This window comes from Niabella soli DSM 19437 (assembly GCF_000243115.2).
Lineage (GTDB): Bacteria > Bacteroidota > Bacteroidia > Chitinophagales > Chitinophagaceae > Niabella > Niabella soli.
Genome location: NZ_CP007035.1, coordinates 50,173 through 70,746, shown reverse-complemented (window position 1 = coordinate 70,746; position 20,574 = coordinate 50,173). Strand labels below are relative to the sequence as shown.

At 44.6% G+C, this 20,574-nt stretch carries 19 protein-coding genes; 9 read left to right on the top strand and 10 right to left on the bottom strand.

What is annotated here, in order from left to right:
* Positions 1-16: 16 nt before the first annotated feature.
* On the top strand, positions 17-463 hold the full coding sequence (locus tag NIASO_RS00285) for a GNAT family N-acetyltransferase (protein WP_008582322.1): 447 nt from the start codon (positions 17-19) through the stop codon (positions 461-463).
* Positions 464-597: 134 nt separating this feature from the next.
* Here the strand turns inward: NIASO_RS00285 and NIASO_RS19520 are convergent, their stop codons facing one another.
* Entirely contained in the window at positions 598-1,101 is a 504-nt protein-coding gene (locus tag NIASO_RS19520; protein ID WP_168128478.1) for a DUF922 domain-containing protein, read from the bottom strand.
* Between the two features lie 110 nt (positions 1,102-1,211).
* Positions 1,212-2,921 (bottom strand): hypothetical protein, encoded by a 1,710-nt coding sequence (locus tag NIASO_RS00275; protein WP_025298557.1) that lies wholly within the window; start codon positions 2,919-2,921, stop codon positions 1,212-1,214.
* A 173-nt stretch (positions 2,922-3,094) separates the two neighbouring features.
* Between NIASO_RS00275 and NIASO_RS00270 the strand changes: the two genes are divergently transcribed.
* Positions 3,095-4,456 carry a dihydroorotase gene (locus NIASO_RS00270; RefSeq protein WP_008582325.1) on the top strand — a complete coding sequence of 454 codons (1,362 nt, stop codon included), beginning with the start codon at positions 3,095-3,097 and terminating at the stop codon, positions 4,454-4,456.
* A 10-nt stretch (positions 4,457-4,466) separates the two neighbouring features.
* Positions 4,467-5,783, top strand: a complete 1,317-nt coding sequence (locus tag NIASO_RS00265; protein ID WP_008582326.1) for a MutS-related protein — start codon at positions 4,467-4,469, stop codon at positions 5,781-5,783.
* Positions 5,784-5,852: 69 nt separating this feature from the next.
* On the opposite strand, the gene yihA is transcribed toward NIASO_RS00265, so the two are convergent.
* Positions 5,853-6,488 (bottom strand): ribosome biogenesis GTP-binding protein YihA/YsxC, encoded by a 636-nt coding sequence (yihA, locus tag NIASO_RS00260; RefSeq protein WP_008582327.1) that lies wholly within the window; start codon positions 6,486-6,488, stop codon positions 5,853-5,855.
* Between the two features lie 10 nt (positions 6,489-6,498).
* On the bottom strand, positions 6,499-7,521 hold the full coding sequence (locus NIASO_RS00255; RefSeq protein ID WP_008582328.1) for a GntR family transcriptional regulator: 1,023 nt from the start codon (positions 7,519-7,521) through the stop codon (positions 6,499-6,501).
* 302 nt (positions 7,522-7,823) lie between these two features.
* On the opposite strand from NIASO_RS00255, the gene ubiE reads away from it, so the two are divergent.
* From ubiE to NIASO_RS00225, 5 genes are read left to right on the top strand one after another with little or no spacing between them, the layout of a single operon-like run.
* On the top strand, positions 7,824-8,612 hold the full coding sequence (gene ubiE, locus NIASO_RS00245; protein ID WP_245605205.1) for a bifunctional demethylmenaquinone methyltransferase/2-methoxy-6-polyprenyl-1,4-benzoquinol methylase UbiE: 789 nt from the start codon (positions 7,824-7,826) through the stop codon (positions 8,610-8,612).
* A 36-nt stretch (positions 8,613-8,648) separates the two neighbouring features.
* A complete protein-coding gene (locus tag NIASO_RS00240; protein WP_008582331.1) occupies positions 8,649-9,845 on the top strand; it encodes a retropepsin-like aspartic protease in 1,197 nt (398 codons plus the stop codon).
* Complete coding sequence (locus NIASO_RS00235) at positions 9,838-10,590, top strand: helical backbone metal receptor (RefSeq protein ID WP_008582332.1); 753 nt, start codon at positions 9,838-9,840, stop codon at positions 10,588-10,590. The genes NIASO_RS00240 and NIASO_RS00235 overlap by 8 nt, the downstream gene beginning before the upstream one ends.
* A 60-nt stretch (positions 10,591-10,650) precedes the next feature.
* Positions 10,651-11,310: an MgtC/SapB family protein gene (locus tag NIASO_RS00230; RefSeq protein ID WP_008582333.1), complete on the top strand. Its 660-nt coding sequence runs from the start codon at positions 10,651-10,653 to the stop codon at positions 11,308-11,310.
* An 18-nt stretch (positions 11,311-11,328) separates the two neighbouring features.
* Positions 11,329-11,685, top strand: a complete 357-nt coding sequence (locus NIASO_RS00225) for a hypothetical protein (RefSeq protein ID WP_008582334.1) — start codon at positions 11,329-11,331, stop codon at positions 11,683-11,685.
* Here NIASO_RS00225 and NIASO_RS00220 read toward each other — a convergent pair.
* The 5 genes from NIASO_RS00220 to NIASO_RS00200 all read right to left on the bottom strand — a co-directional run bounded on the left by NIASO_RS00220 (position 11,682) and on the right by NIASO_RS00200 (position 17,712).
* Positions 11,682-12,689, bottom strand: coding sequence for a LacI family DNA-binding transcriptional regulator (locus NIASO_RS00220; RefSeq protein ID WP_008582335.1), 1,008 nt, complete (start codon positions 12,687-12,689; stop codon positions 11,682-11,684). The genes NIASO_RS00225 and NIASO_RS00220 overlap by 4 nt on opposite strands.
* 108 nt (positions 12,690-12,797) lie before the next feature.
* Positions 12,798-13,970: a PepSY-associated TM helix domain-containing protein gene (locus NIASO_RS00215; protein WP_008582336.1), complete on the bottom strand. Its 1,173-nt coding sequence runs from the start codon at positions 13,968-13,970 to the stop codon at positions 12,798-12,800.
* Between the two features lie 61 nt (positions 13,971-14,031).
* Positions 14,032-14,535 (bottom strand): TlpA family protein disulfide reductase, encoded by a 504-nt coding sequence (locus tag NIASO_RS00210; protein WP_008582337.1) that lies wholly within the window; start codon positions 14,533-14,535, stop codon positions 14,032-14,034.
* A gap of 297 nt (positions 14,536-14,832) precedes the next feature.
* Positions 14,833-16,878 carry a putative porin gene (locus NIASO_RS00205; protein WP_008582338.1) on the bottom strand — a complete coding sequence of 682 codons (2,046 nt, stop codon included), beginning with the start codon at positions 16,876-16,878 and terminating at the stop codon, positions 14,833-14,835.
* A 9-nt stretch (positions 16,879-16,887) separates the two neighbouring features.
* Entirely contained in the window at positions 16,888-17,712 is an 825-nt protein-coding gene (locus NIASO_RS00200; RefSeq protein ID WP_008582339.1) for a purine-nucleoside phosphorylase, read from the bottom strand.
* Between the two features lie 209 nt (positions 17,713-17,921).
* Here NIASO_RS00200 and sucC point away from each other — a divergent pair, with 209 nt between their 5' ends.
* Complete coding sequence (sucC, locus tag NIASO_RS00195; RefSeq protein WP_008582340.1) at positions 17,922-19,133, top strand: ADP-forming succinate--CoA ligase subunit beta; 1,212 nt, start codon at positions 17,922-17,924, stop codon at positions 19,131-19,133.
* 214 nt (positions 19,134-19,347) lie between these two features.
* Here the strand turns inward: sucC and NIASO_RS00190 are convergent, their stop codons facing one another.
* On the bottom strand, positions 19,348-20,301 hold the full coding sequence (locus NIASO_RS00190) for an NAD-dependent epimerase/dehydratase family protein (protein WP_008582341.1): 954 nt from the start codon (positions 20,299-20,301) through the stop codon (positions 19,348-19,350).
* Positions 20,302-20,574 lie beyond the last annotated feature (273 nt).

Genomic DNA, 20,574 nt, shown 5'->3' with positions numbered 1-20,574 from the left:
AACCATTCATTTTACAATGACCGACCTGACAATAGTTAAAAACGATTTTTGTATTTCAACTGATAAAACGAAGTTGGATATTGATACCATTTATACTTTTCTTGCAAAGGAGGCGTATTGGTGTTTGAATATTCCCAAAGACAGGGTGCTTGTTTCTATTGAAAACTCGTTATGCTTCGGGGTTTATACGGGCAGCAGGCAAATTGGCTTCGCAAGAATTATATCCGATTTTTCGACGATTGCATACCTCGGTGATGTATTTATTGTAAAGGATTACAGGGGAATGGGGTTGTCAAAATGGCTTATGGAAACAATAATGAATCACCCCGATTTACAGGGACTGCGAAGATGGATTTTACTTACCGGCGACGCGCATCAATTATACAGGCAGTTTGGCTGGAAAGAGATAGCAGACCCTTCTCTTTGGATGGAATTGCATAACAAAAATGCCTACACAAAATAAGTAAGCGCCACAAGCAAGACAATCCGATTTCGCGATATCTTATAATGCACCCGCAGCAATTTTATTAAAAGGCAGCGTTAAGGACAGTATCCTCGCTGACCGGGAATAGCACTAATTTTGATGCCGGTTCTCTATCACTGCACATTCAAAAGAAAATCTTTCTGGCTATAGGCCGAAACTTCCTTCAGTTTTTCATGAATATATTTGTCCCAGAGCTGCTGCTTTGCCCGGCTTCTTCCGTTATTTGTTTCATCATCATAACGCTTTTGAAAGGCAGCCGCTTCTTTAAAAAGACGTTTCATTTCATTTGTTATTTCGGGGCCGTAGTTTTTAGTAAACCGGTGTGTTTGTAAAAAACGGGCGGCCTGGCGGGCGTAAATCTCTGATATATCAAAATGTTTCTGCTCATGGTTCATAAGATAAGCAATTGCAGAGGGAGCGGCTTTTAACACCCCGGCTCTTATATAAGAATGTTGAGGATACATTAACGCCTGTACTTTAATACGATTCCGCCCTTTTTCCTTTCCTGAATTTATTTGGGTTGATGTATAGAGGAAACCGGTTCTCGTTACCGCCTGGTTACCTCCCAGACTTTCCGGAGCAGAATGCCCTTCCTTTACAACTTTGAAATCTGACACTCGTAAAACCCGGCCGGAAGACCATTCAATTGCCCGCGCATCAGGTTTTACCTGGCCGCTTAGAGCCGATGCAGTTAATAAAAAATAAACAAGCCCTATAACCCGCATGTTTAGAAAATAAAATCACGCCGCGCCATATTCCAGCGCAATCCTACAGAAAGCCATTTGGTAGTATTGTCCGGAATGCCCGCCACTCTGTATTTACGGTATAGTGCGCTGAGATCAACAAACAGGTTTTGAAGCACTTCATAAGAAACAGTAAAGGAGCCCAGCATTGCTTTATTTGCAATACCGCCGCCGATATGGTAGCCATCATTAGACAACCTCCCATCGTTGTAGTTCCTGAACAGATCGCCCCCGTTGCTGGGCGAGCCCCAGGCGGTATAATAATTGGTGCTATCCAGCCCCTTGTTATAAGTGATCAACATTGCTTTCAGATACAGCCGGGGCAGCGGCTGGTAATTAGCGATACCTACAAATTCACGAAAGTTGGCTCCCAACGGGTGCGCCAAAGGTTGATTATAATGGAGAAAATTGTTTTGCGCCCATTTATCAGTATAGGTAAAAGGTCGTACAAAATTGCCTTCCACCTGCAGATCCAGGTTTTTGACAGTAAAGGCATCTGCGTACTTAGCCCCTATCTGGTACCCGAACTTATTCACCCAGGGACCGTTTGATTTCAGCACTTTGCTCACCACAAATTCGTTGATCAGCCATTGGCCGTATAGCTGGAAATAATGCGCAAAATTTGCTTTAAAGTCGAGACCAATACTTGATTTTGCACTATTGCCGGTATAAGACGAATAGGCACGGTTAAACATAGCAGGGTTTAAATAGCCTACCTGAAAACCTCCATTGATCTTACTATTAAACAACGTACTTTCAAAGAAGCCCAACTTCAGCCAGTTGGTTGCCTGCCAGGTAAGATAATGAAACATCATATAATTCCGCGGCCTGGTAGAATCGAGTCTATAGTAATTGGGAAAAGGTGCAATGGTTTGCGAGGCTACCGATGTGAGCTGAAAATTCCCCGCCTGCACACCTAATTTAAGAAAGGGATAGGGAGCGCTGTTATCACTGATAAATAAACTTCTGTATCCGTCACCAACAAAGAATTTATCATGTGCTATCTGAAAGTCAATGTATTTGCCGGCATGAAACGTAATACCACCGCGCACATTCCAATAGTCATATTGATCCCCTTTGAACGGCTTATAAAAACCAATCCCCGGAACGCTCACATGCGCGCTGGTATAATCCCGCACATAAAAGGGGTCCCGTTCCTGGTTCTCTGAAAAATACAGGTAGTACCCCAACCGCTGATCTACCTGCCCCCTTAAACGAAAGCCTCTTGTATTCACAAAAGTTTGGGTACCGGTGGCCCTGCCCAATTCCAGATTCAGGACCGGATCAACGACCAGGCTGTATTTTTCCCCTTTATCCACCATATAAGCATGCGCAGGGTTTTCAAAAAAAGCGCCTAATATCGGCTTCCGCCGGAAAGAATCCCGGTAGTTGGTGGTCCAGTCAGAGTTATTCATCATCATACTCCGGATATTATACCGGTCCACCGGGGTCAATACCCCTTCCAACGCTCCCGCTTTATCCAATGAATCGATACGTTCCACCCTTTCGGTTGCGCGCTTGCGTCCCCAGGGCCGCACCGTGGTAAACCTCAAAACCGAATCATTCCGTAACTTTATATCCAGCCGGTCAATGAGACGGTTCTGTTTATCGCTCAGTTCAATATTATCTGTCTGCGCGATACTGTAGAGGGGCATCATAAGAAATACAACCCTTAATAAATATTTAATTTTCATACAAATAGGATAAGAGGTTTACCATTATCCGGGTTTTACAAATAAAACATCCGATAATTTTCCGCAAAGATAAAGGGTCTTATGAGTTACAAGTCACTCATTTAAAATCATTTAATTATTTTTAGACCAATAAAAAGGATTTCGCTAAACTTGCCCCACTAATTACAAAAACCATGCAAACATTTTTAATAAAAGCAATAAACCTGGTAAACGAAGGGAAAACTGTTACAACAGACGTACTTATTCATAACGGAAGGATCCAAAAGATAGCCGGCAGCATTACGGCGCCTGCTGCCATCGAAATTGACGGGGAAGGAAAATACCTGCTACCCGGCGCCATCGACGACCAGGTGCATTTCCGGGAGCCGGGTTTAACGCATAAAGCAACAATTTACACAGAAAGCAAAGCCGCTGTTGCAGGAGGGGTTACCAGTTTTATGGAGATGCCCAATACCGTTCCCCCTGCTTTTACATTAGAGCTCCTGGAAAATAAATACAACATTGCCCGGCAGACTTCGCTGGCCAATTATTCTTTTTTTATGGGCACCAATAATCAAAATGCAGACGATGCCTTAACCGCTAACCAACACAAAGACAAGATCTGCGGCATCAAGGCTTTTATGGGATCCAGTACGGGGAATTTACTGGTGGACAATCCGCTGGTGCTGGAAAAACTATTTGGTGAAAGTGAATTGCTGATCGCCACGCATTGCGAAGACGAACGCATCATTAAACGGAATATGCAGGAAGCGATTGCCTCCGGGCGCAAGCTTACTGCGGCCGACCATCCCATTATTCGCAACGAGGAAGCCTGCTTTGAATCGTCTTTTTACGCCGTGCAGCTCGCTAAAAAGCACGGGGCTCGATTGCACATCTTACATATCAGTACTGAAAGGGAATTGCAGCTTTTTACTAATATGCTTCCGCTGAAAGACAAAAAGATCACTGCCGAAGTATGTGTGCACCACCTCCATTTTACGGCTGACGACTATGCCGTTCAGGGCAACCTTATCAAATGTAACCCGGCCATTAAAGCGCCCCGCAACCGTGCCGCTTTATGGGAAGCCCTGCTGGACGACCGGCTGGATGTGATTGCCACGGATCATGCGCCGCATACCTGGGAAGAAAAAAATGAGCCCTACCTGAAAGCGCATGCCGGCGTACCCCTGGTGCAACATTCGCTGCCGCTAATGCTTTACTATGTAAAACAGGGAAAGATCACCCTGGAAAAAGTGGCGGAGAAAATGAGTCATGCCGTCGCAGAATGCTTTCAGATAAAAGAACGGGGATATATCCGTGAAGGGTATCATGCAGATCTTGTGATCGTGGATATGAATACACCCTTTCAGGCGACAAAAGAAAATATTCTTTATAAATGCAACTGGAGCCCCTTTGAAAATAATGACGGTAAGGGCACCCCCTTCACTTTCCCCGCAAGTATTACACACACTTTTATAAATGGTAATCTGGTTTATGGAAACGGGCAATGGAATGAGTCTATAAAAGGACAGCGTTTATTATTTGACAGAGTATGATACTTCCCCTATGCAAATAGATACTACTTCGTTTAACGATATTGCCATCTTTCATCCTGAAGAAGATTATTCTATTTTTCATAAGCTGAATTTCACCCGTACGTTTGGCGGGAAAGAATGGCTGCGGCATTTTTTTTCCAATCCGTTCAATGATATTACAAAAATCAATGGCACGCAGAATATCATTAAACAACTGATACTGCATGTAGCGGAATGGCCGGAGGATGTTACCAATGGCACCATGCTCGTAATGGATCGTTTTCTTGACTATGCGCTGGATAAGATAAGCGACAGCCCTAATGTTGTAGATGCCACGATCTATCGCCTCTTACACCACGCCGATTATTCGATGGTGCGTTTTTCCATCAGTCATTTTGCTGATTTTTTCAGGAGCATCAAAAAAATAGCAGACCTGCTGCGGGATACAGATTTACCCGCCAGCTTCCGGATCTATCTGGACCGGATCGATCAACTCTTGAAAACAGAATCTTTCCATCAGTTATCGGAAACTCAAAAAGACCAGGAGCTCCCTATTAATAAAAACCTTTATTATGCCGGGCAGGTTCGCGTAGCACATAAAAGAGCGGTGGAGGAATTAATGGATATCTATTCCCGGCTGGATGCCTGGTATTCCATGGCCATTGCGGTAAAACATTATAACCTGAGCTTCCCCGTATTTGTAAAGCAGGAAACACCCATGATAGAAGCTGATGGATTGTATCATATCTTATTGCATAATCCCGTTCCGTACAATGTGGCCATTACCCGGGAAAACAATTTTCTTTTTCTTACCGGCGCCAATATGGCCGGCAAGAGCACACTGATCAAGTCTGTGGGCGCTGCCGTTTTCCTGGCGCATATCGGGATGGGCGTTCCCGCAAAGGCAATGCAACTGACGCTGTTTGACGGGCTCATCAGCAATATTAATGTGATGGATAATATTGTAAAGGGCGAAAGTTATTTCTTTAACGAGGTACAACGGGTGAAGAATACGGTTGAAAAGATCAGTAATGATCAAAAATGGCTGGTGCTTATTGATGAACTGTTTAAAGGCACCAATGTACAGGATGCCATGCGTTGTTCCCTGGCCGTGATCCGCGGGCTGATGAAAGTAAAAACGGCACTCTTTGTGCTCTCGACCCATCTCTATGAGATCGGCGAAGACCTGGCCGATGAAAAAGGCATTACGTTTAAGCATTTTGAAACCACCGTAACTGATGATACGCTTTCCTTCAGCTACCAGTTAAAAGAGGGCATCAGCAAAGATCGTTTAGGATATTTCATTTTAAAAAAGGAAAAGGTGATTGAACTGCTGGATAAACTGTAAAAGTCTTATTCTTTTGTTTCTCACGGATGGCACTTTCGGTACCAGCCGCACCAGTCGCGAAGGTCTCACCTACCCCGCGGTCGCATTCAGTTTCCCAACATACTCCAGCACTTCCTCCCGCCCGTTTTTATCAATTGCCGAAGTAATGAAGTGCGGCGGCAGCGCCTCCCAGGTCTCGCGGAGCTTATTTAAAAACGCATCCACATTTCTTATAGTAGCGCCCGGTTTATTTTTATCGGCTTTGGTAAATACCAATGCAAAGGGTATGCTCCATGCTCCCAGTTGATTAATAAATTCGAGGTCGATGAGCTGTGGTTCATGACGGCTGTCGATCAGCACAAATAAGGTGATCAAATTCTCCCTTTTCAGGATATATTTTTCGATCATTGCCGACCAGCTCTTGCGTTGCTTCTGGGAAACCTTTGCATAACCATACCCCGGAAGATCCACCAGGTACCAGGGCCGCTTTTCCTGTTTACCACTTTTATCCCTTGTTGCGCTTATGATCTCAAAATGATTGATCAGTTGTGTTTTTCCAGGGGCGGCGGAGGTTTTTGCCAAAGCCTTCTTATTACAAAGCATGTTGATCAATGAAGATTTACCCACATTGCTGCGCCCGATAAATGCGTATTCAGGGCGATCTGCTTTGGGGCACTGCCCATAGTCGGGGCTGCTTTTTATATACGTTGCAGAAATAATTTCCATAAAAGCAAAATTAAAGGGATGGGCGCAACTGCAAATAAAAAGGCACCGGCATCATTTTCTTTTCGCCACTTAAAATGATCCGCGCAGCCTCTTCCCCCATAGCTGCAAAATCAGTAGAAAAAGTGGTAATACCCCGTAGTATCAACCGTTTCAATGGTGTTTCATTGTAGCTGATGACCCCAACTTCTTTTCCTATTTTTAATTTTGTTTGCATTATTTTATCGATCAGGATCACCAAATCATCTTCCATTAAACAGATATAGGCTTCTCCCTGCTTTATGGTTTCCTTCGCCAGGTCATGCACTACTTTTCCCTGAAATCCATACTCCTCGCAAAACCGCATAAATCCGCTGGTTATCTCCATTGGAAAATAAGAGTATTCGGGTTCAATAATCTTCACTATCTGGTAATGCTCCAGCCGTTTCAACGCCTTTTCAAGCGAGCGATAAATATCTTCTTCAAAATTTTCATACACGGCACTAAAATTCCCTGTTATGCCCGGCACCAACTTATCCAGCAGGATCAGTTTATCCTTGGGCAATGCATTTATTAATTCCGCGGCGCCATCTCCCCCATCCAAAAAATGAGTAATGATCACAAAATGCGTGTATGTTTTTTCAATGTCAGCAATCAGCTTTTTAAACAGGTTAAAATCATTATTATAAATATAAAAATCGATAACCGCCTGGGGGCCGAGGGTTTTTACAAATGAATCATAAATGATTTTTTTATGGGTGCTGAGTTTATTAAACAACAGGAAGATCTTCACGTCGCTACGCACTTCTTTAGTTTTTACATAGTAGCCCTTTCCCGGCACCGAGCCCAGCACGCCCATTCGCTTCAGATGTTTATACGCCTTTTCGGCCGTATCCCTTGATATTTCAAACTCATAGCTTAACTCATTAATAGAAGGCAGGATTGCATCTTTTTCTAATTCTCCGGATTCAATGGCGTTTATGATCGATTGCGCCAGTTGCTGATATTTGGGAGTGGCGGACAGCACATCTAATTCTATATACTTCAAAATATTCATACGCTTTTATCCGTTTTACAGAACACGCCATAACAAGCCATTACCGGATGCCTAAAAGTAACAAAAATTAGTGAGCAATTTTCACTCCCCTTTCCTGTACGATTGAAAATCTATAACATTTTTTGCATGGCACCTGTAAGTCCGGCAGGAACAGGCAGACCATATAACCGCCTGCCCGGGGCAAATGCTCAAAGGGCAAATAATACCCGGGACGGGGGTTGTTAATTCTGATTTATGCAACGTCAAAAAGCAGGTGTTTTTTGCGGCGCCTGCTTTTGATCCCATCCTCCATATTTTAGAAAATGCAACGCCCCTTAACAGCACAAAACTCTTTACCTTTGTTGGTTATGACGGAATTACCACACGACCATATTATTCCCTATCAAGAATCCGGCAAAACGAAAAAGGAACAGGTAGCCGAGATGTTTGACCGGATAGCGGTGCGCTATGATTTGCTGAACCGGGTGCTTTCCGGCAGAACAGATGTTACCTGGAGAAAAAAGGCGATAGGCCTGCTTAAAAAGTATCGTCCCCAGCAAATACTGGATATTGCTACCGGCACAGGTGACCTGGCACTTACCGCCTGTAAGCTATTGCACCCGCAACACATAACCGGGGTAGACATTTCAGCGCAAATGCTGGAAGTTGGCAAACAAAAAATTGCAAAAGAAGGGCTTTCAGACAAGATAACATTGGAGTTGGGCGATTCGGAAAATCTGCATTTTGTCGACGCGCAGTTTGATGCGGTGACCGCCGCTTTTGGGGTGCGCAATTTTGAAAACCTGGAAAAAGGGCTTTCAGAAATGCACCGCGTGCTGAAACCCGGCGGGCAACTGGTGATCATAGAATTTTCCCGACCCAAACCGGGTGTATTCAAAGGAATATATCAATTGTATATGACCGTTGTGGCTCCGCAAATTGCGGGCATTTTAAAACAAAATAAGGAGGCCTATAAATATCTGAACAAATCCGCAAAGGCCTTTCCGGAACGTAATGATTTTACGGCAATTGTGACCCGGGCAGGTTTTAAAAACGCAGCTTACCGGTCCCTTACCTTTGGCGTCTGCTGCATTTATACTGCCGAAAAATAAGCGCGGATCATTTTTAGTATCACTAACTACGGGCGTATGAGCCGTTTTTGGAGATTTATATTTCTTATAGTATTGAGCCCGGCTGCTTTTCTTACGGCAGCGGCTCAAAAAAAGAGCGCGGTACAACGCACTCAGCCGACAAGCGTCCCCTACGATGATGCAACGGGCCTGCTGATAATACCCGTGAGCGTTGAAGGGAAAACCTATCATTTTCTTTTTGACACGGGTTCCTTCACTGCCCTTTCACCCGATCTGGGCCGACGCCTAAAATTAAAGAAAGAAGGTAGGGTAAATTTCGTTGATGCCAACAATATGGAAGGAAGCGCCTCTTTCCAGGAACTTAAAGAGATCAGCGTTGGCACCTTTCGCTTCTACAATAAGAAGGTAGCAGTTTTCCCGAGCCCGCTTTTTAAATGCCTCAATATTGATGGCGTACTGGGCAACGACCTCCTGGTGGATTACGCAATATATATTGACCCTGAAAAAAAGCAACTGACGCTTTCAAATAACATAGCCGATTTCAAGCTTGCGCAGCACAATACTTTCGTTTCCCCCGTTGTTTTCACACGACAAATGAGCCCGTTTATAGACACAAAACTTACCCATGAAGCAACCGGTATATTCGTCACCATTTTTGATACTGGGTTCCGGGGGCTCTACCAGGTAGCGCGGGCCTCCGCCGCAGATTCCACGTTGACAGACTATTTTGCCGTACTGGATTCGGGAAAGATAAAAGGCTCCAATGCCCTCAGCGTATACGACAAAAATATTGAAACCATCGAAACCCAATACCGGCTGTTACTGCCCGAATTACATATCGGCAATGCCACTTTTCTTAACGTGCATGTTCAAAGCATGGACAAATCGTACAATGCATTAGGGATTGAATTATTGAAGTACGGAGGCTGCATCCTTGATAATAAAAACAAGCGGTTTTATTTTTTTCCGGATACGCCAGTTGTTAATCTGGATGAAAGAGAATGGCCGCTTAGTTTTGGATTGTCCGATGACGACCTGATCATTACCTATGTATGGGATCCCCGTTTAAGAGACGAGTTCGAAGTGGGTGACCAGGTGCTTGCAATTGGACAGCACGCTTATAACGGAAATAATTTTTGCGATCTGCTCAGCCGGCCTCCTTTTCCTGAAACAGCAACAGCGGAAGAAATAACCGTCAAAGACAAAAAAGGAGTTATAAAAAAATTGTTGCTAAAAAAAGAAGATTATGATTAATACGCCGGCAATAACGAAAAGGAGAATCGTTTCGCTTGTTCCGTCCATTACCGAGCTCCTTTTTGCACTGGACCTGGAAGAGGAAGTGGTGGGCATTACCAAATTTTGTATTTACCCTGAAAAATGGTTCCGCACCAAAACAAGGATCGGCGGAACCAAAACAATTAATATAGAACAAATTGCTCTTTTACAGCCGCACCTGATCATTGCCAATAAGGAGGAAAATGTTAAAGAACAGGTAGAACAGCTTGCTGCCAGCTTTGAGGTACTGGTAACCGATGTCAATAATTTTGATCAGGCACTTGAAATGATCCGTCAGGTAGGCCTTCACGCCAACCGCGCCGATAAAGCGGAAATACTGGCCACCTCAATAAAAGACAGCTTCGCATCCTTGCGCCCGGCCCCTCTGCAACCCATTGTTTATTTTATTTGGAAAGATCCATGGATGACGGTTGGCGGCGATACTTTTATAAATGATATGCTGCTAAAAGCAGGATTTAGTAACAGGTTTGCGCATCAAAGCAGGTACCCCACTATTGCCTTGGAAGACCTCCGGCACCTGGGGGCGTGCAAAATCCTGCTCTCCTCCGAACCCTATCCTTTCAAAGAGAAACACGCAGCAGCACTGAAACAATTACTTCCGGATGCAGCAATCTTACTGGTTGACGGCACCTTGTTCAGTTGGTATGGGAGCCGCATGCTTCAGGCGCCGTCTTACTTCCGTAAACTAAATCCCCTCCTGTAAGATCCGCTGCCTGTTTCTTTTTCTGAAAAATATTTTTTAAATAATGTAATTTCATAGTATATGATTAAAGATCTTATCAACTCGTTCGACCTCCAGACAATTTCGACACAACTGATCCTGATCGTTATCTCAATACTCGTAGGCATTATTATAGGAGCCGAAAGAGAATACCGCAATAAATCAGCAGGCCTGCGCACCTTTATCCTGATTTCTTTTGGCTCCTGTGTGTTTACCATATTATCCATCAAAATCGGGATTCAGAACCCGGACCGGTTAGCCGCTAATATCGTAACCGGTATCGGCTTTTTAGGGGCCGGTGTTATTTTTAAAGACGATACAAAAATAGGCGGCATCACCACCGCCAGTGCCATATGGGGCACGGCTTCCCTGGGAATGGCGGCAGGCTCCGGACATATTTACCTGGCATTGCTTGGAACAGTAGTGGTAATGGCTATTTTAAGATTGCTGCTGCCGCTGCAACGCTATATTGACACGCATCATAAAATACGGGAATACAAAATAGTTACACAATCCTATACCGACTTTGAGTTATGTATCGAAGTCTTTAAAAAATATAACCTGGATTATGCATTGCTGCGTGAAACAAAAGAAGTGAATCATTTTTCCAGGACCTGGGTGGTAACCGGCAGTCTGCAAAAGCATGAACGGCTTACCAATAATTTAATCAACAATCCAAAGATTATTTCCTACCAATTTTAAACAATCGATATTCTTTGTATGAAAAAAAGCATATGGTTAAAGGACCCGGAGGAGCATGATTATCCTGCGGCCCAGGACTATCTTGAACTGTTGCTGGATCCTGCAGTCGTAAAAAAAATCGTTACCCAGTTAAAAGAGACGGTTACCATCCAAAAAAAATCAAAAGATATCCTGAGGGCCAGTAAGCTTCCCCTGCTCCCCCAAGAGAATATTCATGTACAGGAAAATCTGAAAAAATTTAAGAAACTGAAAAAATTGTCTCCCATCCTGTTGGCGCGGCACCAGGCAACCCTCATCATTGCCGACGGCTATCACCGGCTTTGTGCAAGTTATTATCTTACTGAAGACCTGGAAGTGCCCTGCCGGCTGGTTTAACGGGTCGATTCCCGCTCATATAATATCGAATCCATCTGGATCCGTTCAGGCTTAAAGCGCGCAGGCTTTTCCAGCGCCAGGATCAATTGTTCCGCAGCGGCCCTGCCCATTTCGTAAGCAGGCTGTGTGATGGTGGATAGCGAAGGTTGCATTAAATGGGCGGTAGGCAGATTACTGAAACTTAATAATTTTATTTTTTTGGGAATATCGATCTTATGTTTCCGGCAGATATCATACGCGATGAGCGCGTGGGTTTCTACAGAAGTGAAAAGCGCGTCGGGCCCGTTTTTGCGGGTAAGCGCTCTTTCGATCAGGTCGGTATCATAGTCGATATCTTTATTGCTCGAAAGAATCCATTCGGGGTCCAGCTCTATCCCCATATCCTGCAATGCCTTTTTATACCCGTTTAAGCGATCAATACCAATAGATATTTTATCAGAAACCTGGCAGTGGGCAATTCTTTTGCATCCCTGCTTAATCAATAAGGTTGTTCCCTTATAAGCGCTTTCATAATTATTGGTGGTAATAAGCGTATGCTCAAAATTCTGGCTCACCCGGTCAAAAAAAACAATCGGAAGCCCTTTATCTTCCAATGCGCTGATATGCTCGGTCTTATCAAACGGGCTCGTTAACGAAATAATAAGCCCGTCCACTCTTCCATTCGCAAACTGGCGCACTACTTCTTTTTCATATTCCGGATTTTCATTAGTGATATAGATCAACACATGATACCCCTTGAGGTAAGCAGCTTCCTGTATTCCTTTTATGGCAAAAATGAAAAAGTTATTGATGATATCCGGTAAAACAACCGCTATTGTTTTGCTCTTAAATTTGCGCAGGCTGCCTGCATAGGGATTCGGTTCATAGTTGAGCTCCCTTGCCAGGTCCATCACCCGCTTCTTAGTGTCCGCGCTGATCTCATGACTGTCGCGCAGCGCTTTTGAAACAGTGCTGATAGACAGTTGTAAAAGGGACGCCAGTTTCTTTAAATTAATCGCTTCCATTGCCGGTACTATACTCCACTCTTAATTCAGCAATGAAGATACGCAATTAGCGGCAGCGGTTGCCATTTTTTATACCCATTTCGGGAGATAAGCTGAATTAAGATCGAACTACTGAACCGCAATCGTTTGCGTAATGGCAGCAGGTATTTTGGAAGGTCCTGGTTTTTTCTTTTTCATCTTATTGATCCATATAAACGTGCCTGTTACCGGCAGGCTGGTAGCAATTAAACAACAGATAAAATAAATAATTTTTGAGAACATCCCATAAATCTCCCCGGTATGAATAGAACGGATACTTGCAGCAATTTTCTGACCGGTAGTTTTTGAAGCAAATGCCTCCTTTTTTAAAATGCTGCCGCTGTAGGCATCAATCACCAGTTTATCAGCCGCTGCGGTGTTCCAGGCATTTGAATTATTTTTTGAAACTGTAAAGGTTACCGTTTTTGCCTCGGGAAAACCCAGACGTGTGACGCCGGCATAGTTCAATTGCCCTGCCGCAATCTTAAGCGCAGCATCCGGCGAGAGCATCATGCCGGCGCTGTTTGCAGCTTGTACTGGTTTTTCTTTTTTTGATCCGAATATTTCTGCACCCAGTATTTTTGAGGCGCCCGACCGGTATCCCTCAAACGACCAGCATAATCCCGTCAGGGCCATGATCAATAAAAAAATAAAAGCATAAAATCCAAGCGTGTTATGCAGGTCATGGTTGATCCGTTTCCATTTGCCACGGAACAGGATCGTCAATCCCTGCTTCCAGTAGCGAAACCGGCGGGGCAACCAGAGAATAATACCGGAAAGCAACATCAAAGCAAAAATAACAGTAGCTACCCCAACAATTATGCGCCCCGTCCCCTGCTCCATCAACAGCCACCGGTGCATTTTCATAACCGTCATAAAAAAACGGCTGCTGCCGGTCTGTGTATCGCCTGCAATAGTTCCGGTATAAGGATTCACCAGTATTGTTTTTCCGCGTCCGCCTTCCTTCCCCTTCGGTTTTGCGGAAAAAGACCAGGCTTTTTCCGCGTTGGAGGGAATGGTAACCGCGGATATTTTATTTTGGGTTGATTTTTCGACCGTAGCCAGCAAGCTGTCCAGCGAAAGCGCCTGTTTTCCCTGGTAGTCTTTTACAAAATAGACTTCCCGGTTCAAACGCTCTTCAATCTCTGTCCGAAAGGTATAGATCGTGCCCGACAGGCAAACCAGGAAAAGAACGATGCCGCTTCCCAGGCCCAACCACAAATGAATATCGTTGATAAATTTTCGTGCGTTCCCTTTTGCCATAGCCGGCAAAACTATTCAACAATGGCAGATATTTATTTACGAAATGCGGAATTTCCTGGTATTATTGAGTGGATAAGTTTTGCAATGCTGATTTAAACCCTTCCGGGTCATCTGTGAGCAAATACGCTGCGTCTGATGCAATCACCATTCCGTAACGGTTGATCAAAAAAGAAGCCGGCAGTTGCGACGCGTTCCAGCGACGGGCTGCGCTTCGGTTCCAGTCGGTAAAATCAATCAACTGCAGCCATTTCATCTTATCATTCACCACAGCCTTTTTCCATTTTACCTGGCTGGTGTCTTCTGAAATATTTATGATTACGAACGCGTCACTTTTGAACTGGTTGTAAAGCTTTGCCAGTTTTTTATTTGTTTCGCGGCAGGGCGCGCACCAACTGGCCCAAAAATTAAGCAGCACCGTTTTCCCTTTAAAATCCGAAAGATGAACAGGGGTCCCGTTTTGTGATTGCAGCTCAAAATCAGGCGCCGGAAAGGGCGTGATCATTTCCTGGGAGTGTAGCACCGATAGGTTTACTATCAAAAGAAAAAAAATGCAAAGGAATTTCATCAGTCCTGTTTATTGTTATGTGTTACACTGAATGTAAGAAATGGTGAGAAGTGAACCGAAAGACGAGAACCCTGCATGCCGGGCGTTTCACTATTCAATGTCTTTTACTTAATCTTTCAGGATAGCTTCTTTCCTATCCCCCGGAGCAGCTCCGTTGTCAATAACATCGCTTTAGCAATATAAAACATTCACGAGCTATACGTTCTTTTCCCTATTAAAAAACATCAAAAAGAACATTCTTTGGAATCCGCTGCTTAAGCAAACGACTTTGATTGACTATTGACCTTTCACTATTGACTAGTTCACAAACCCCCAAAAGATCCCAAACCGTATCAGCAATCCGGGGTAAGGATAGTTGTACGCTGCGTAGTTATTATTTGTAAAGCCCCAGTTGCCATTTAAGTTATGAAACGTATTGAGGTTTTCCGCGCGTAAAAAGGCTTTAAAGGCGTTGATACGGAAATTAAGATAGGCCGCAATATTGGGTAGCTGGTAGGGCACCGTAACGGCGTCCTGGTAAAAGAATTGTCCTGAAAGGGGCGAGTAATTATCGCCTTTATAATTGGTCCGGTAGTTGACCTCAAACCCCATAGCCAGGTTTAATTTCGGGTAACCCAGGTTGCCCTCGTAGCCCAACCGGTTGCGGGTATAAATAGTGGGAATATGCAACGGGGCCCCACCCAGCACTTGCTGAAAATACACTTCGGACCGCCACTTCCATTGTTTGGTTCTGCCTACTCCAAATACTTTATTTAGCCCGATCTGCACTACGTTGAATGGCGCGTTGTATTGATTTATTTTATAAAAATCGGTATAATAAGTGTAGTTGGTCATCAGGTAATAATGCCCGGTTAACCGCAATTGCAGCAGCGGCTGATAGATATCTGCATATAAATGGGTGATATTTTCTTTTTTCAGATCGGGTGTTGCCGCTTTCATATAGTTAAAGCTGCTGTTGGCATAAGTCATAATAAAATCCGGAGACCGGTTGGTATTCTGTCCTCCAAGGGTCAGATTACCGATCTTTTGTCCCAGCAGGCTTTCAATGCTGGCTCCGGCCTCATAATCACCCGCGTTGAGCCCCACAAAATAGAGCTTGCCATAGGCCGTCATATCCCATTTTTTATTCTTGGTACGGTTCCGGTATTCTGCATGTCCAAAAACATTATAATAGGTTTCCGATTGGCGGTAACCAAATGGCTCCAGCTCAGATTGCCGGGGTATCGTATCAAATAAGCCCGAGAGATTTTGCACGCTGGCACCCAACTTCAGGAACTGCTGGGTATTTTTGGCATCGGGATAAGTATAAATAGAAAAGTCATTAATCAGCTCCTTCCAGTTATCCTGTTTATGGTACGCAGCACCCGTGTCCACAAACATATTGTATTGCTGGTAAAAAGAAGGAGCAGCGCTATTATCAGTAAACTGAAAACTGTATTTACTATATTCTATTGTGTGTTCCAGCCGTACTCTTGGAAAAAATAATTTAACAACAGAGCTATCCGTTACCAGCGAATCCTTTCTTCCAAAGTCGTATTGTTGTCGCATCAGCAGATGCAGATCGGTATATTTATTTCCCGTGGAAACATTGGTGCTGAAGAAATTGGCGGAATAGCCCGCGCCGCCCCCCAGTTTCACCGGAATAAAATCGCGCTGGGTATAGATGGCACTGTCCATCAGGCCCCGATCCCTGATACCGCCATTTTCAGAAGACTGCAATTTGTTGGCAACAATAATGATATAGTTATTGTAACGCTTGTTGGTAGACTGCACCCAGTTGGTGACCAGGTAATTATTATGCGCCGTTTTCTGGTTCTGGAAAGTTCCCGGCGAATTGAGCAACTGGTATTCAAAATGAATGTTCCAGTTCGGTTTTATATTTTGGGTATGCAGAACATGAATAAACTGTTCGGAACGGGTGCCCAGCAAATAGTTCAGCTCCGAATAGGGCCTCGTGGTCGTAAAAAACCGGGCTTTATCTACCGTGTATTTGTAAATATCATAGGCATGCAGGCCGGGGTCCCAGCCCGATTTCATGCCTGGTGCAAATAAATAGGATTGTGCGGCGGAGCCGAAGTTGCCCAGATAATTATATTCGGCCGGCATAGGATAATAGCGGGTAAGATCATTGATCGACGAATCCAGCTTATAGTTCCGCAGCGTATCCAAATAACGATAACTGATCGTAAGCGAATCTTCAAACTTGTTCCTTTTAGCCAGGCTGTCATTTCCCGATCCCGCATTTTTAATTCCGCGGAAGCGGTTGCCCATATTTCCAAGCGGATCCTGAGCGGCTGCGCCAACTCCTAAAAGAACAAAAAATAAAATAAGGTAAAATTTCATTAAATGATTTTATGCCCGCGCCACCATTTGAGTAAATAAATGCGCCAGCTTGGGTTCTGCCTGCCTTGCAGCCTCCAGTACTTCTTCATGCGTGATCGTATTTTCTTCATCGCGGATACCGAGGTCGGTAATAATACTTACTGCAAAAACCTCCAGCCCCATATGATTGGCCACAATAGTTTCCTGTACGGTGCTCATCCCAACGGCATCTGCGCCCAGAATATGAATCATTTTATATTCGGCACGGGTTTCAAACGTAGGGCCGGTTACCGCATAATAAACCCCTTCGCGAACCTCGATCTTTGCTTCGCTGCAAATTTCCCTGGCCCGGGCCACCAGCTCCTTTTTATAAGGTTCGCTCATATCAGGAAAGCGGGTACCCCATTCGTCGATATTTTTGCCAATAAGCGGATTAGGGGTTCCAAAGCTGATATGATCGGTAATGATCATAATGTCGCCCACGGCGAACCCCGGATTTACGCCACCGGCAGCATTACTCAGCAGCAGTTGTTTAATGCCGAGTTGTTGGAATACTCTTATCGGGAAAACCACTTCCTGCGGGGTGTAGCCTTCGTAAAAATGAAAGCGGCCGGCCATGGCAACCACTTTCTTACCCGCAAGACTGCCAAAGATCAGTTTGCCGGAATGGCCTTTCACTGTTGAAACCGGGAAATTCGGAATTTCGGTATATGCTACTTCCTTTTCGACCTGTATGTGCTGGGCAAAATTTCCCAGTCCGCTCCCCAGTACAATTCCCACTTCCGGAGCAGCCGGATAAACTGTTTTTAAAAATGCCACGGTTTCGGCTACCTGCCCGATTATTGACGCTGCCATAGTAATCACTTAAATGGAGCAAATATAATAAAACTAACAGGCACTCGCACTTTTGCAAACCCGGCTGCCAACATCTTTTAAAACTATTAACAGGTTTTCTGGCTTCTGGATGCTCGCCGCTGGATACCGGATAGAATCGAGAACCGAGCATCCAGAATCGAGTATCAAAGTTTCAACTGAATCCTTATCTTCGTGCGAAAGTTTTTATTATGAATCTTCATGAATATCAGGCCAAAGAATTATTAAAAAAATACAACGTTCCGGTGCAGGAAGGTTATGCCTGCAGTTCTGTGCAGGAAGCCGAAGAAGCGTACCGCAAGATCAAAACCGATACCGGGAGCAAGTTTGCTGTGGTTAAAGCACAGATCCATGCCGGCGGCCGGGGAAAAGGAACCATCAAGGAAACAGGCATTAACGGGGTAAAAGTGGCAAAATCCATGGAAGATGTTGAGGCTTTTGCCAAGGGCATCCTGGGTGGCACACTGGTAACCGTACAAACCGGGCCTGCGGGAAAAGTGGTAAATAAGATCTTTGTTGGCCAGGATATGTATTATGATGGCCCTTCTGAAAGGCAGGAATTTTACCTTTCGATTTTGCTGGACAGAAGCAAGGGAGAAAATGTGATTATGTACAGCACAGAGGGCGGCATGAGCATTGAAGATGTAGCGCATGAAACACCGGAGAAAATTTTTAAAGAATGGGTGCATCCTTCCGGGCGCTTACTGGGTTTCCAGGCAAGAAAAATCGCCTTTAACCTGGGACTTTCAGGTGTGGCGTTTAAAAACTGTGTGAAGTTTGTCACCAATTTATATGACGCTTATGTAGGACTGGATTGCAGCATGCTGGAAATTAATCCCCTGTTTAAAGCTGCAGACGACAAGATCATTGCGGTGGATTGTAAAATGAATATTGATGATAACGCCATGATCCGCCATGCAGACCTGGTAGCGCTGCGCGATGTTACAGAAGAAGACCCTACAGAAGTGGAAGCAGGCAAATACAATCTGAACTTTGTAAAACTGGATGGTAATGTAGGCTGTATGGTGAACGGCGCCGGTTTGGCGATGGCTACTATGGATATGATCAAATTAAGCGGTGGCGAGCCGGCTAACTTTTTGGACGTTGGCGGTACCGCTAATGCACAAACCGTTGAAGCCGGTTTTAAGATCATTATGAAAGACCCGGCGGTTAAAGCGATCCTGATCAATATTTTTGGAGGGATCGTACGGTGCGACCGGGTGGCCGCGGGTGTTATTGAGGCCTATAAAAATATGGGTAATATCAATATCCCCATCATTGTGCGCCTGCAGGGCACCAATGCGGAAGAGGCTAAAAAACTGATCGACGAAAGCGGATTAAAAGTAGAATCAGCAATATTATTAAGCGAAGCAGCGGATTTAGTGAAGAAAGCGGTTGCTTAATCAATAGCAGAAAATAGTTGCGAAAAAGGCGTCTGTTGAGGCGTCTTTTTTTATGCAAACACGCCGGAAAGGCGGAAAAGCGGGCAGGGGTTGTTTTTCAGATTTGCCATCAGTCTTTCATGTTCCACAAGTCGCCTGGGTGAGACTTGTGGGACAGGGCGACCATATGCTACCCAATGCAGCCCTGCCGGGCCTCCTGGCGGTAATACCCCAATTACTTTATCAGCTCCGGCAAATTTTTCAGCATATCATCGGTAATAGCGGCAAGGTCATATTCATGCTTCCAGCCCCAGTCGTTGCGCGCCACTGTATCATCGATACTTTGCGGCCAACTGTTGGCGATCTGTTGCCGGTAATCCGGTTTATACGTTATTTCAAAATCGGGAATATGCTTTTTTATTTCGGCTGCAATTTCTTTGGGTGAAAAACTGATCCCTGCAACGTTATAAGAAGTACGCACCGAGATCCGGTCCTTCGGAGCTTCCATTAATTCGATGGTAGCGCGTATGGCATCCGGCATATACATCATCGGCAGATAAGTATCTTCATTTAAAAAGCTTTCATATTTTTTATCTTCCAGCGCGTCATGAAAAATTTCCACGGCGTAATCCGTGGTACCACCGCCCGGCGCCGATTTATAAGAAATCAATCCGGGATAGCGGATGCTTCTTACATCCACGCCATACTTCATATTGTAATAATTACACCAGAACTCCCCCGCATATTTGCTGATACCATAAACCGTTGTAGGCTCAATGATGGTTTGCTGCGGGCAGTTTTGCCTTGGCGAAGTAGGGCCAAAAACCGCTATGGAAGAGGGCCAGTATACTTTCTGGATATTTTCCTCCCTTGCAATGTCCAACACGTTCAACAACCCCTGCATATTCAGGTGCCAGGCCAACCCCGGGTTTTTCTCCCCTGTAGCAGAAAGGATGGCCGCCAGCAAATAGATCTGTGTAATATTCTGACGGATCACCTGTACATGCAGCATTTCCTTATTCATTACGTCGATACTCACATAAGGGCCCGATCCTTTTAACAGCGGATTTTCTTCCCGCAGGTCGGATGCCACCACGTTGTTATTGCCGTAAATTTCCCTTAGCGCCATCGTTAGCTCAACGCCAATTTGGCCGGAAGCACCAATAACCAGGATCTTGTCTTTTGTCATATGGTATGTAGTTTTTGTGTGTGCAAATATAGTTTTATAAACCACTGGTTGCAGCTACCTGTGCAATCGTTTGTTAAAAGGGCCAGCCATTTTTATTGGGTCCATTAAAAAATATTTTTTGGCCGGTAAGGCGTGGAGGCGGTAAGCTTTAGACGGTTACCAAACAAAACCTTCCCGTTTTTCGGGGCTCCCGGTGAAGCATTAACCCTTTTCTGATCAATCCCTGGTCTTTGCACAATTTTACGGGTGAAAAATTTAATGTACGTTTGTACC

Coding starts and splice junctions, on each gene's coding strand:
- NIASO_RS00285 (WP_008582322.1), top strand. CDS start 17: ATGACCGACCTGACAATAGTTAAAAACGATTTTTGTATTTCAACTGAT.
- NIASO_RS00275 (WP_025298557.1), bottom strand. CDS start 2,921: ATGAAAATTAAATATTTATTAAGGGTTGTATTTCTTATGATGCCCCTC.
- NIASO_RS00270 (WP_008582325.1), top strand. CDS start 3,095: ATGCAAACATTTTTAATAAAAGCAATAAACCTGGTAAACGAAGGGAAA.
- NIASO_RS00265 (WP_008582326.1), top strand. CDS start 4,467: ATGCAAATAGATACTACTTCGTTTAACGATATTGCCATCTTTCATCCT.
- yihA (WP_008582327.1), bottom strand. CDS start 6,488: ATGGAAATTATTTCTGCAACGTATATAAAAAGCAGCCCCGACTATGGG.
- NIASO_RS00255 (WP_008582328.1), bottom strand. CDS start 7,521: ATGAATATTTTGAAGTATATAGAATTAGATGTGCTGTCCGCCACTCCC.
- ubiE (WP_245605205.1), top strand. CDS start 7,824: ATGCAACGCCCCTTAACAGCACAAAACTCTTTACCTTTGTTGGTTATG.
- NIASO_RS00240 (WP_008582331.1), top strand. CDS start 8,649: ATGAGCCGTTTTTGGAGATTTATATTTCTTATAGTATTGAGCCCGGCT.
- NIASO_RS00235 (WP_008582332.1), top strand. CDS start 9,838: ATGATTAATACGCCGGCAATAACGAAAAGGAGAATCGTTTCGCTTGTT.
- NIASO_RS00230 (WP_008582333.1), top strand. CDS start 10,651: ATGATTAAAGATCTTATCAACTCGTTCGACCTCCAGACAATTTCGACA.
- NIASO_RS00225 (WP_008582334.1), top strand. CDS start 11,329: ATGAAAAAAAGCATATGGTTAAAGGACCCGGAGGAGCATGATTATCCT.
- NIASO_RS00220 (WP_008582335.1), bottom strand. CDS start 12,689: ATGGAAGCGATTAATTTAAAGAAACTGGCGTCCCTTTTACAACTGTCT.
- NIASO_RS00215 (WP_008582336.1), bottom strand. CDS start 13,970: ATGGCAAAAGGGAACGCACGAAAATTTATCAACGATATTCATTTGTGG.
- NIASO_RS00210 (WP_008582337.1), bottom strand. CDS start 14,535: ATGAAATTCCTTTGCATTTTTTTTCTTTTGATAGTAAACCTATCGGTG.
- NIASO_RS00205 (WP_008582338.1), bottom strand. CDS start 16,878: ATGAAATTTTACCTTATTTTATTTTTTGTTCTTTTAGGAGTTGGCGCA.
- NIASO_RS00200 (WP_008582339.1), bottom strand. CDS start 17,712: ATGGCAGCGTCAATAATCGGGCAGGTAGCCGAAACCGTGGCATTTTTA.
- sucC (WP_008582340.1), top strand. CDS start 17,922: ATGAATCTTCATGAATATCAGGCCAAAGAATTATTAAAAAAATACAAC.
- NIASO_RS00190 (WP_008582341.1), bottom strand. CDS start 20,301: ATGACAAAAGACAAGATCCTGGTTATTGGTGCTTCCGGCCAAATTGGC.